Here is a 12,577-nt window from a genome sequence, read left to right as displayed (position 1 = left end):
ATAATCCGAGCAAAAGCAAAACATTATTGCCGTACAGGGACAATCATCATGAACGAGAACCGCTGGGACGGCATCGACGAGTTTGTCGCCGTGGCCGAGTGCAGCCAGTTCACCGCCGCCGCGGAACGCCTTGGGGTGTCGTCGTCCCACGTCAGCCGGCAGATCGTCCGCCTGGAAGAACGATTGCAAACCCGCCTGCTGTATCGCAGCACCCGCCGGGTGACCCTGACCGAAGCCGGGCAGACCTTCCTGCAGCATTGCCAGCGCCTGCAGGACGGACGCGAAGAGGCGCTGCGCGCGGTGGGCGACCTTACCAGCGAACCCAAGGGCATGCTGCGCATGACGTGCGCGGTGGCCTATGGCGAACGCTTCATCGTGCCGCTGGTGACCAGTTTCATGGGGCTCTATCCACAACTGCGGGTGGACATCGAACTGAGCAACCGCCCCCTGGACCTGGTGCACGAGGGCCTGGACCTGGCGGTGCGCCTGGGCCGCCTGCAGGATTCGCGATTGGTGGCAACGCGCCTGGCGCCACGGCGCATGTACCTGTGCGCTTCGCCGTCCTATCTGGAACGCTACGGTCGCCCTCACAGCCTGTCGGAGCTGAGCCGCCACAACTGCCTGATCGGCAGCTCGGATATCTGGCAACTGGAGCAGGACGGCCGGGAGTTTTCACAGCGGGTGCAAGGCAATTGGCGCTGCAACAGCGGGCAAGCGGTACTGGACGCTGCCTTACAAGGGGTTGGCCTGTGCCAGCTACCGGATTACTACGTACTGGAACATCTGCATGCCGGTACGCTGATTTCCCTGCTGGAGGCGCATCAGCCACCGAATACGGCGGTGTGGGCGCTGTATCCACAACAACGGCATCTGTCGCCCAAGGTGCGCAAGCTGGTGGACTATCTCAAGGAAGGGCTGGCCCAGCGGCCGGAGTATTGTGATTGACCACCGGGATCTGAACACAAGCAAGCTCGCTGCAGGGCTTGAGGTGGTCCTCTGTAGGAGCGCAGCTTGCGCGCGATGAACGATAACGCGGTGGACCCAACATTCCGCGGCGCGACCATCGCGGGCAAGCCTCGCTCTTACAGGTAGTACGCACGTCATGGCCGCGATAGAGCTGATATAAGTTATCGACGATTGGCCCAGCGCAGGCGCAACCACTCAAGGTCTTCAGGCCGGGTCACCTTGAGGTTGTCGGCGCGCCCTTCGATCAGGCGCGGTGCCTGGCCGGCCCACTCCATCGCCGAGGCCTCATCGGTAATCGCCACATCCGCTACCAGGCTGTCGGCCAGGGCGCGGTGCAAGGCGCCAAGACGGAACATCTGCGGCGTATAGGCTTGCCAGATCAGGCTGCGGTCCACGGTTTCCAGGACGCGCCCATGCTTGTCGATCCGCTTCAGGGTGTCGCGAGCCGGCACCGCGAGCAGACCGCCTACCGGGTCATCCGCCAGTTCGCCCAGCAGCTTGTCCAGGTCATCGCGGGACAGGTTCGGCCGTGCGGCATCATGAACCAGCACCCAGTCTTCATCTGCGGCCCCTTGGGCATGCAGATGGAGCAAGGCATTGAGCACCGATCCGGAACGCTCCGCACCGCCTTCGACCCGCTGGATCCGCGGGTCGTGGGCACAGGCCAGGGTCGGCCAGTAAGGATCGTCCAGCGCGAGGCTGACCACCAGCCCTTTCAGGCCAGGGTGATCGAGGAAACAGCCGAGGCTGTGTTCGAGAATAGTGCGCCCGCCCAGTTGCAAGTATTGCTTGGGACGGTCCGCGGCCATACGGGCACCGACGCCCGCAGCAGGAATCACGGCCCAGAAGGCCGGTAACGACTGGATCATTGGGCCAACTGGTAGAGGGTTTCACCCTCCTTGACCATGCCCAGTTCATGACGAGCCCGCTCTTCCACGGTCTCCATGCCTTTCTTCAATTCCATGACTTCCGCGTCGAGTACGCGATTACGCTCCAGCAGGCGTTCGTTTTCAGCGCGCTGATCGGCAATCTGCTGAGTCAGGTCGGCTACCTGCGCCAGGCTGCCATTCCCCACCCACAGGCGGTACTGCAGGCCAGCCAGCAGCAAGAGCAAGACGAGGAACAACCAATTGGGACTGCGCATCGAATATCGGGTATCCAGTGAAAAAAGACAGCCATGCCAACAACTTCGAACCTACTGATAGCACGAAGCCTGGAAGAACCAGGCTTGTGCTCTTAAGGCATCAGATTAGAGGCAAAAACCTCGCGAATGCGACTTTTCTGCCCTAATCCGGTGTCTTTTTACCATCTACCGCTTAACCGCGAAACTCACCACGGCCGTTGTATTTGGCTTTGCCGTTCAATTGCTCTTCGATACGCAGCAATTGGTTGTACTTGGATACGCGGTCGGAACGGCACAGCGAGCCGGTCTTGATCTGGCCAGCCGAGGTGCCCACGGCCAGGTCGGCGATGGTCGAGTCTTCGGTTTCGCCGGAACGGTGCGAAATCACCGCGGTGTAGCCGGCGGCCTTGGCCATCTGGATGGCTTCCAGGGTTTCGGTCAGGGTGCCGATCTGGTTGAACTTGATCAGGATCGAGTTGGCGATCTTCTTGTCGATGCCTTCTTTCAGGATCTTGGTGTTGGTCACGAACAGGTCGTCGCCCACCAGCTGGGTCTTCTCGCCGATCTTGTCGGTGAGGATCTTCCAGCCAGCCCAGTCGGACTCGTCCAGGCCGTCTTCGATGGAGATGATCGGGTAACGCTCGGTCAGGCCCTTGAGGTAGTCGGCGAAACCTTCGGCGGTGAATACCTGGCCTTCGCCGGCCAGGTTGTACTTGCCGTCTTCGAAGAATTCGCTGGCCGCGCAGTCCAGGGCCAGGGTCACGTCGGTGCCCAGCTTGTAGCCAGCGTTGGCCACGGCTTCGGAGATCACTTTCAGCGCGTCTTCGTTGGATGCCAGGTTCGGCGCGAAGCCACCCTCGTCACCTACCGCGGTGCTCAGGCCACGGGCCTTCAGCACGGCCTTGAGGTGATGGAAGATCTCGGTGCCCATGCGCAGGCCTTCGGAGAAGGACTTGGCGCCGACTGGCTGCACCATGAATTCCTGGATGTCGACGTTGTTATCGGCGTGTTCGCCACCGTTGATGATGTTCATCATCGGTACCGGCATCGAGTAGACGCCCGGGGTGCCGTTCAGGTTGGCAATGTGCGCGTACAGCGGCAGGTCCTGGTCCTGAGCTGCTGCCTTGGCCGCGGCCAGAGAGACGGCGAGGATCGCATTGGCGCCCAGGGTGGCCTTGTTGTCGGTACCGTCCAGCTTGATCATCGCCTGGTCGAGCGCCTTCTGGTCGCTTGGGTCTTTGCCCAGCAGCAGGTCGCGGATCGGGCCATTGATGTTGGCGACGGCCTTCAGCACGCCCTTGCCCAGGTAACGGCTCTTGTCGCCATCACGCAGCTCCAGCGCCTCACGCGAGCCGGTGGAAGCACCGGACGGCGCGCATGCGCTGCCGATGATGCCGTTATCGAGAAGCACGTCCGCTTCGACGGTGGGGTTGCCACGGGAGTCGAGAACTTCACGACCTTTGATGTCGACGATTTTTGCCATTGTTGTAAACACTCCAAAGTTGACGAAAACGACGCAGCTGAAGGGAATCTCTTTACCGTCGGCAAGCAGGAAACAAGGGGCAGACTTGCAGACGACAAGGCTCAGGCCCGCGGGCCCGAGCAATTAATCGTGCGGTACTTTACCGGAGAAATGGGTGTTACGCGGTCTCTACCGTCGGAAAACTCTTAACCAGTTGGTCCAGGGCCTTGAGTTGGGCCAGGAAAGGTTCGAGCTTGTTCAGGCGCAGGGCACATGGACCGTCGCATTTGGCGTTGTCCGGGTCCGGGTGGGCTTCCAGGAACAGGCCGGCCAGGGACTGGCTCATGCCGGCCTTGGCCAGGTCGGTGACCTGGGCGCGGCGACCACCGGCCGAATCGGCACGACCGCCAGGCATCTGCAACGCGTGGGTCACGTCGAAGAACACCGGGTATTCGAACTGCTTCATGATGCCGAAGCCGAGCATGTCCACGACCAGGTTGTTGTAGCCGAAGCTCGAACCACGCTCGCACAGGATCAACTGATCGTTACCCGCTTCTTCGCACTTGCTCAGGATGTGTTTCATTTCCTGAGGGGCGAGGAACTGGGCTTTCTTGATGTTGATCACCGCACCGGTCTTGGCCATCGCCACCACCAGGTCGGTCTGGCGAGACAGGAAGGCGGGCAACTGGATGATGTCGCAGGTTTGCGCGACGATGGCCGCCTGGTGCGGCTCATGGACGTCGGTGATGATCGGCACGCCGAAGGCTTGCTTGATGTCCTGGAAGATGCGCATGCCTTCTTCCAGGCCAGGACCACGATAGGAAGTCACAGAAGACCGGTTGGCCTTGTCGAAACTGGCCTTGAACACATAAGGGATACCGAGTTTTTCGGTGACCTTCACATATTCTTCGCAGACCTGCATGGCCATGTCGCGGCTTTCCAGCACGTTCATGCCGCCGAACAGCACCATGGGCTTGTCATTGGCAATCTCGATGTCGCCGACGCGGATGATCTTCTGTGCCATCGGGATTACGCCTTCTTCTGGTGTTGAGCCAAAGCCGCCTTAACGAAACCACTGAACAGCGGATGGCCGTCACGTGGCGTCGAGGTGAACTCCGGGTGGAATTGGCAAGCGACGAACCATGGATGATCCGGAGCCTCGACCACTTCGACCAGCGCCGCATCAGCGGAGCGACCGGAAATCTTCAGGCCGGCTTCGATCATCTGCGGCAGCAGGTTGTTGTTCACTTCGTAGCGGTGACGGTGACGCTCGACGATCACGTCCTTGGCATAGCAATCGTGCACCTTGGAACCGGCTTCGAGCAGGCATTCCTGGGCACCGAGACGCATGGTGCCGCCCAGGTCGGACGCTTCGGTACGGGTTTCGACGGCGCCGGTGGCATCGGCCCACTCGGTGATCAGGCCGACGACCGGATGGCCGCTGGCGCGATCGAACTCGGTGGAGTTGGCGTCTTTCCAGCCCATGACGTTACGCGCGAATTCGATCACGGCCACTTGCATGCCCAGGCAGATACCCAGGTAAGGCACCTTGTTTTCGCGAGCGTACTGGACAGCGGTGATCTTGCCTTCCACGCCACGCAGGCCGAAGCCGCCTGGCACCAGGATCGCATCGACGCCTTCGAGCAGCGCGGTGCCCTGGTTCTCGATGTCTTCGGAATCGATGTAGCGCAGGTTGACCTTGGTACGGTTGGTGATGCCGGCGTGACTCATCGCTTCGATCAGCGACTTGTAGGCGTCCAGCAGCTCCATGTACTTGCCGACCATGGCGATGGTGACTTCATGCTCGGGATTGAGCTTGGCGTCGACCACTTTTTCCCACTCGGACAGGTCGGCGCCATTGCATTGCAGGCCGAAACGCTCGACGACGAAGTCGTCCAGGCCCTGGGCGTGCAGTACGGCCGGGATCTTGTAGATGGTGTCGACGTCTTCCAGGGAAATCACCGCACGCTCTTCTACGTTGGTGAACAACGCGATCTTGCGACGCGAGGAGACGTCCACCGGATGGTCGGAGCGGCAGATCAGCACGTCAGGCTGCAGGCCGATGGAGCGCAGCTCCTTCACCGAGTGCTGGGTAGGTTTGGTCTTGGTCTCGCCAGCGGTGGCGATGTACGGGACCAGGGTCAGGTGCATCAGCATCGCGCGCTTGGAACCGACTTCCACACGCAGTTGGCGGATGGCTTCGAGGAACGGTTGCGACTCGATGTCGCCCACGGTGCCGCCGATCTCGACCAGGGCCACGTCGGCATCGCCGGCGCCCTTGATGATGCGGCGCTTGATTTCGTCGGTGATGTGCGGAATCACCTGGATGGTAGCGCCCAGGTAGTCACCACGGCGCTCTTTGCGCAGCACGTGCTCGTAGACACGGCCGGTGGTGAAGTTGTTGTTCTGGGTCATGGTCGTGCGGATGAACCGCTCGTAGTGGCCCAGGTCCAGGTCGGTCTCGGCGCCGTCGTGGGTGACGAACACTTCACCGTGCTGGAACGGGCTCATGGTGCCCGGGTCGACGTTGATGTACGGGTCCAGCTTGAGCATGGTGACCTTAAGTCCCCGCGCCTCCAGGATGGCCGCCAATGAAGCCGAGGCAATGCCTTTCCCCAATGAAGAAACAACACCGCCCGTGACGAATATGTAGCGCGTCATGAAAAACCCTAGAAGTCTGCGTTAAAGCGGTCCGAGCCGCCGGGGAAAGCGAAGGAAGGCCGAAGCCCCCGATCACCTGCATTAATCACAGTGCACCTTTCAAAAAAACCGCCGCGTTGGGACAGACCGGAAGAGAAAACACCGGTACGTTGCTCGCTACACATTTTTTGGAATCGCCCAGCAAAGACTGCTTGGTAATCGGCAACTCCTGCAATTCAGGCGAATCCACAGAAGTTGTATCAAGAAGGGAGCGTAGTCTACCGGAAAGGGACTTTCAGCTCAAACCTTGATCGCTCGAAGGCGGCTGCCAATGTAATTGCCAGCCCTCCTGGGCATTTGCGTCAAGGCCAGGCAGGTTCGCCACGGCAAGCAGTTGCCCGCCCCGATACAGCAGCGGCAATCTGCCACGCACGAAGGCCGGCAACCCCGCCTCGTTGAGCAGGCGCTTGAGGTCGCGATGGCCGCGTCCCGGCAGTTGCATCACTTCGCCCCCCTGGCGATAACGCACCTGCAACGGCCCTTGTGGCGCACGACCACGGAACTGCGCCTGACCATTGCCCGGCAACTCCAGCGGCACAGCGCCGTCCGTCCAATCCGCCGGCGCCGCCGGAGGCTGGAGCCAGCCCGTCGGCAGCCACCAGATCCGTCCCGCAGCTCGCTGCAGCTCGCCCTGCCCCAGGCGCCACACCGGACAGCTGTCCGCCGCGGCATCGCGCAGCGCCTGCCAGCCCGCCCAGTGGTCGCTGTCTGGCAGCGGCGTAAACCGGCTCAGCCAATGGCTCAAGGCATTGCGCTGGCGCGCTGGCGACAAGCCAAGCAATGGCGCCATTAGCAACGAGGGCAACTCCAGCCAATCGAACTCGCCCTGCGCGGACGCTTCCTGCAGATCGATGAGCGCCAGGTCGTCCAGCAACTCCCGGGCCTCGCGCAAATGCGCCGCACTGCGCGTCATGCTGCTAACCGCCTGGGGCCAACGGGCGGTCAGCAGCGGAAATACTTGGTGGCGCAGGTAATTGCGCGAGAACTGTGAGTCCTGATTGGAAGGATCATTGATCCAGCACAACTGGTGTTCGCACGCGTAACGCTCAAGTTCGGCACGGGAGACATCCAGCAGAGGCCGCAATAGATGCCCCGCTCCCAGCACCCGGGACGCCGGCATGGCCGACAAGCCCCTGACCCCGGCCCCACGCAGCAGGCGAAACAACAGGGTTTCCGCCTGGTCGTCACGGTGCTGGGCGGTCAGCAACAGTTCATTACTGCCAATAACCTGTTCGAAAGCCGCATAACGCGCCTCCCGCGCGGCCCGTTCCAGGCTGGCGCCTGCCTGCACGCGCACCGATACGACTTGCAGGGCGATCCCCAACGCTTCGCACTGGGCCCGACAATGCTCCGGCCAGGCGTCAGCCACCGCCTGCAATCCATGATGGACATGCACCGCGCTCAAGGGGGGAAGGCTGTGGCGTTGCCGGAGTTCGGCCAGCAGGTGCAGCAAGACGGTGGAGTCGAGGCCACCGGAAAAGGCGATGCGCCAGGCGGGACTGGCCAGCCAGGGCGTGAGACGTTGCAGCAGCTTTGCGGCGAGAACTGTATCGAATGTGCTCATGGGGGAGCGGATCCCGAGTGGAAACCAAGCCTGTTCGCGCGGATTGAAAAAAGCCCCGGATCACCATCCGGGGCTTTCACGAGCAAGCCCGCTCCTGCCAGGAGCGGCAGTCGGTCAGAGACCGTAGCTCATCAGGCGATCGTAACGACGGGCCAGCAAGGTGTCGTGATCCATCTTCTTGAGCATGGCCAGTTGCGAGGTCAGCTCGGCACGAATCAGCGCAGAAGCGGCAGCCGGGTCACGATGCGCGCCACCCAGTGGCTCGCCGATGACCTTGTCGACAATGCCCAGGCCTTTCAGGCGCTCGGCGGTGATGCCCATGGCTTCGGCGGCATCCGGGGCCTTCTCGGCGGTTTTCCACAGGATCGAGGCACAGCCTTCCGGCGAGATCACCGCATAGGTGGAGTACTGCAGCATGTTCAACTGGTCGCAGACGCCAATGGCCAGCGCACCGCCGGAACCACCCTCACCGATCACGGTGGCGATGATCGGGGTCTTCAGACGTGCCATGACCCGCAGGTTCCAGGCGATGGCCTCGCTCTGGTTGCGCTCTTCGGCGTCGATCCCCGGATAAGCGCCCGGCGTATCGATAAAGGTCAGGATCGGCATTTTGAAGCGCTCGGCCATTTCCATCAGGCGGCAAGCCTTGCGATAGCCTTCAGGGCGCGGCATGCCGAAGTTGCGACGAACCTTCTCGCGCACTTCGCGGCCTTTCTGGTGGCCGATGATCATGACCGGCTGGTCGTCCAGACGAGCAACGCCGCCGACGATCGCGGCATCGTCGGAGAAGTGACGGTCGCCATGCAGCTCGTCGAACTCGGTGAAGATATGCTCGATGTAGTCCAGGGTGTACGGACGGCGCGGGTGACGCGCCAGGCGTGCGATCTGCCAGCTGGTGAGCTTGCCGAAGATATCCTCGGTCAAGGTCTTGCTCTTGTCCTGCAGGCGGGAGATCTCATCGCCGATATTCAGCGAATTGTCATTACCGACCAAGCGCAACTCTTCGATCTTGGCTTGCAGGTCGGCGATCGGCTGTTCGAAATCAAGAAAATTCGGGTTCATAGGCGTCCGTCTTGGGTCGACGTCCAAGAGAGCTTGGGCCGGCCGGTTGTCTATTCGCGCCCTACCTTAAGGGAGAGGCGCGTTCAGGTCGAGATTAAAAATTCGGGTCGAGATCGGCGCCCTTCTGGCGCCTGACCGTCAACGGTATTGGAGGAAGACGTTGTCTCGCCCGAACTGGTCACGCAAGGCTTGAATCAAGGCATCCGCCGGGTCGATCCGCCAGGCTTCGCCAAACTGCAGCAATGCCTTGGCGTCCTCCCGGGTGTATTCCATGGAGATCGGGCAGGCGCCGCGATGACGTTTGCACAATTCCCCCAGCCAGCGTAGCTGATCGCCCTTGAGGGCTTCGGTGTGCACCTTCAGCCGCAGGCTTTCCGCCAGGTTGGTGCGGGCATCCTCCATGCTCATCACGCGCTTGACCCGCAGGCGCAGGCCGCCGGAGAAGTCGTCGTTGCTGACCTCGCCCTCGACCACCACCATGGCGTCGGTCTGCAATAGCGCCTGCGCCGAATGGAAGGCATCGGCGAACAGCGAAGCCTCGATCCGGCCCGAACGGTCGTCAAGGGTGATGAACCCCATCTTGTCGCCCTTCTTGTTCTTCATGACCCGCAGGGCAATGATCATCCCCGCCACGGTCTGGGTATCGCGCGCCGGCTTCAGGTCGACGATGCGCTGCCGGGCGAAACGGCGGATTTCCCCTTCGTACTCGTCGATCGGGTGGCCGGTCAGGTACAGGCCCAAGGTATCCTTCTCGCCTTTCAGGCGCTCCTTGAGCGTCAGCTCCTTGGCCTTGCGGTGGCTCGCGTAGACATCGGCATCCTCTTCCACGAACAGGCCGCCGAACAGGTCCGCATGCCCACTGTCATGGGTGCGGGCCGTCTGTTCCGCCGCCTTGATCGCTTCTTCCATCGCCGCCAGCAGGACCGCGCGGTTCTGGTCGATGCTCGCCTGGTAGGCTTTCGGCTCGTCATGGAAGTATGGCCCCAGACGGTCCAGCGCACCGCTGCGAATCAAGCCGTCCAGGGTGCGCTTGTTGATGCGCTTGAGGTCGACCCGGGCACAGAAATCGAACAGGTCCTTGAACGGCCCCTCTGCACGCGCCTCGGTAATCGCCTCCACCGGGCCTTCGCCGACGCCCTTGATCGCCCCCAGGCCGTACACGATGCGGCCTTCGTCGTTCACCGTGAACTTGAACTCGGACGTGTTCACGTCCGGGGCGTCCAGGCGCAGCTTCATGGTCCGCACTTCCTCGATCAAGGTCACGACCTTGTCGGTGTTGTGCATATCCGCCGACAGTACCGCGGCCATGAAAGGCGCCGGGTAGTGAGCCTTGAGCCAGGCCGTCTGGTAGGAAACCAGGCCGTAGGCCGCGGAGTGGGATTTGTTGAAGCCGTAACCGGCGAATTTCTCCACCAGGTCGAAAATGTTACCCGCCAGGTCGGCATCGATACCGTTACCGGCGCAACCCTCGATGAAACCGCCGCGCTGCTTGGCCATCTCCTCGGGTTTTTTCTTACCCATGGCTCGACGCAGCATGTCCGCGCCGCCGAGGGTATACCCGGCCATGACCTGGGCAATCTGCATCACCTGTTCCTGATACAGGATGATGCCGTAGGTCGGAGCCAGTACCGGCTGCAACCCTTCGTACTGATAGTCCGGGTGCGGGTACGCCAGTTCGGCGCGCCCGTGCTTGCGGTTGATGAAGTCGTCCACCATGCCCGATTGCAGCGGCCCCGGACGGAACAGGGCCACCAGTGCGATCAGGTCTTCCAGGCAGTCGGGCTTGAGCTTCTTGATCAGCTCTTTCATGCCCCGGGATTCAAGCTGGAACACCGCGGTGGTTTCGGCTTTTTGCAGCAGGCTGTAGGTCGGCTTGTCGTCGAGCGGGATAAAGGCGATATCCAGCGGCGCCTCGCCGGTCTTGGCCCGGTCCCGGTTGATGGTAGCCAGCGCCCAGTCGATGATCGTCAGGGTGCGCAGGCCGAGGAAGTCGAACTTCACCAGGCCGGCAGCCTCGACATCGTCCTTGTCGAACTGGGTCACCAGGCCGCCACCCTCTTCGTCGCAGGAAATGGGCGAGAAGTCGGTGAGCTTGGTGGGCGCGATCACCACGCCCCCGGCGTGCTTGCCGGTACCACGGGTGATGCCCTCGAGCTTGAGGGCCATCTCCCAGATTTCCGCCGCCTCTTCATCGACCTTGATAAAGTCGCGCAGGATTTCTTCCTGCTCGTAGGCCTTTTCCAGGGTCATGCCGACTTCGAAAGGAATCATCTTCGACAAGCGGTCGGCGAGGCCATAGGACTTGCCTTGTACCCGCGCCACGTCGCGCACCACCGCCTTCGCGGCCATGGAGCCGAAGGTGATGATCTGGCTTACGGCGTTGCGGCCATATTTTTCCGCCACATAGTCGATGACCCGGTCGCGGCCGTCCATGCAGAAGTCGACGTCGAAGTCGGGCATGGAAACCCGTTCCGGGTTGAGGAAACGTTCGAACAGCAGGTCGTATTCCAGCGGGTCGAGGTCGGTGATCTTCTGCACATAGGCCACCAGCGATCCGGCACCCGACCCCCGGCCCGGCCCCACCGGTACGCCGTTGTTCTTGGCCCACTGGATAAAGTCCATAACGATCAGGAAGTAACCGGGGAACCCCATCTGGATGATGATATCCAGCTCGAAATTCAGGCGGTCGACATATACCTGGCGCTTGGCCTCGTAATCCTCGGTGGTGTCCTTGGGCAGCAGAACCGCGAGGCGTTCTTCCAACCCGTCGAAGGACACCTTGCGAAAGTACTCGTCGATGGTCATGCCATCGGGAATCGGGAAGTTGGGCAGGAAGTGCTTGCCCAGCTTCACGTCGATGTTGCAGCGCTTGGCGATCTCGACGGTGTTTTCCAGCGCCTCGGGCAGGTCGCTGAACAGCTCGGCCATTTCCTCGGCGCTTTTCAGGTACTGCTGGTCGCTATAGTTCTTCGAGCGGCGCGGGTCATCGAGGGCCCGGCCTTCGCCGATGCAAACCCGGGTTTCGTGGGCCTCGAAGTCTTCGCGCTTGATGAAGCGCACATCGTTGGTCGCCACCAGCGGCGCACCGATCTTGTCCGCCAGGGCCACGGCCGCGTGCAATTGTTCTTCGTCGTTGGGGCGGCTGGTGCGCTGAACTTCCAGATAGAAGCGGTCCGGGAACACCGCCATCCACTCGCGCGCCAGGTTTTCCGCTTCTTGCAGGTCGCCGGCGACCAGCGCCATGCCGATCTCGCCCTCTTTGGCGGCCGACAGCATGATCAGGCCTTCGGCCGCCTCGACCACCCACTCGCGCTCGATGATGATCTGGCCATTGCGCTGGCCTTCGATGAAGCCGCGGGAAATCAGCTCAGTCAGGTTGCGGTAACCGGCAGCGTTCATCACCAGCAGGCTGATACGGCTCAACGGACCGTCGGGGTCCTTGTTCGGCAACCACAGGTCGGCGCCACAGATCGGCTTGATCCCGGTGCCCATCGCGGCCTTGTAGAACTTGACCAGGGAACACATGTTGTTCTGGTCGGTGACCGCCACCGCGGGCATGCCCATGCCGGCCAACGTCTTGACCAGCGGCTTGATCCGCACCAGGCCGTCAACCAGGGAATATTCAGTGTGCAGGCGTAGATGAACGAATGAAGCCGGCATAGTGATCCTGTAAAAAGCGCGAAAACAACAAGGCCCGGAT

Annotated in this window: 9 protein-coding genes; 1 reads left to right on the top strand and 8 read right to left on the bottom strand. The window is 61.7% G+C overall.

Translation table 11 applies throughout. The annotated features are described in order from the left end of the window. The first annotated feature begins 48 nt into the window (after nucleotides 1-48). Nucleotides 49-945: a LysR substrate-binding domain-containing protein gene (locus TO66_RS06020; protein WP_044461472.1), complete on the top strand. Its 897-nt coding sequence runs from the start codon at nucleotides 49-51 to the stop codon at nucleotides 943-945. 182 nt (nucleotides 946-1,127) lie between these two features. Here TO66_RS06020 and ispD read toward each other — a convergent pair whose 3' ends face one another. The 8 genes from ispD to dnaE form a co-directional block, all read right to left on the bottom strand. Further along, the gene (ispD, locus tag TO66_RS06015; RefSeq protein WP_044461471.1) at nucleotides 1,128-1,835 is read right to left on the bottom strand and encodes a 2-C-methyl-D-erythritol 4-phosphate cytidylyltransferase; all 708 of its coding nucleotides are present in this window, start codon (nucleotides 1,833-1,835) and stop codon (nucleotides 1,128-1,130) included. Continuing rightward, nucleotides 1,832-2,110, bottom strand: a complete 279-nt coding sequence (ftsB, locus tag TO66_RS06010) for a cell division protein FtsB (protein ID WP_044461470.1) — start codon at nucleotides 2,108-2,110, stop codon at nucleotides 1,832-1,834. The genes ispD and ftsB overlap by 4 nt, the downstream gene beginning before the upstream one ends. Nucleotides 2,111-2,282: 172 nt before the next feature. Further along, the gene (gene eno, locus TO66_RS06005; RefSeq protein ID WP_044461469.1) at nucleotides 2,283-3,572 is read right to left on the bottom strand and encodes a phosphopyruvate hydratase; all 1,290 of its coding nucleotides are present in this window, start codon (nucleotides 3,570-3,572) and stop codon (nucleotides 2,283-2,285) included. Between the two features lie 157 nt (nucleotides 3,573-3,729). After that, entirely contained in the window at nucleotides 3,730-4,575 is an 846-nt protein-coding gene (gene kdsA / locus TO66_RS06000; RefSeq protein ID WP_044461468.1) for a 3-deoxy-8-phosphooctulonate synthase, read from the bottom strand. A gap of 5 nt (nucleotides 4,576-4,580) precedes the next feature. Continuing rightward, complete coding sequence (locus TO66_RS05995; RefSeq protein WP_044461467.1) at nucleotides 4,581-6,212, bottom strand: CTP synthase; 1,632 nt, start codon at nucleotides 6,210-6,212, stop codon at nucleotides 4,581-4,583. A gap of 274 nt (nucleotides 6,213-6,486) precedes the next feature. Further along, nucleotides 6,487-7,815 (bottom strand): tRNA lysidine(34) synthetase TilS, encoded by a 1,329-nt coding sequence (gene tilS / locus TO66_RS05990; protein WP_044461466.1) that lies wholly within the window; start codon nucleotides 7,813-7,815, stop codon nucleotides 6,487-6,489. 114 nt (nucleotides 7,816-7,929) lie between these two features. Further along, nucleotides 7,930-8,877, bottom strand: a complete 948-nt coding sequence (locus TO66_RS05985) for an acetyl-CoA carboxylase carboxyltransferase subunit alpha (protein WP_044461465.1) — start codon at nucleotides 8,875-8,877, stop codon at nucleotides 7,930-7,932. A gap of 138 nt (nucleotides 8,878-9,015) precedes the next feature. Then, a complete protein-coding gene (gene dnaE / locus TO66_RS05980; RefSeq protein WP_044461464.1) occupies nucleotides 9,016-12,537 on the bottom strand; it encodes a DNA polymerase III subunit alpha in 3,522 nt (1,173 codons plus the stop codon). Nucleotides 12,538-12,577 lie beyond the last annotated feature (40 nt).

Origin of the sequence: Pseudomonas sp. MRSN 12121, assembly GCF_000931465.1 — a bacterium.
GTDB lineage: Bacteria > Pseudomonadota > Gammaproteobacteria > Pseudomonadales > Pseudomonadaceae > Aquipseudomonas.
This window is presented reverse-complemented; position numbering and strand designations above follow the sequence as displayed.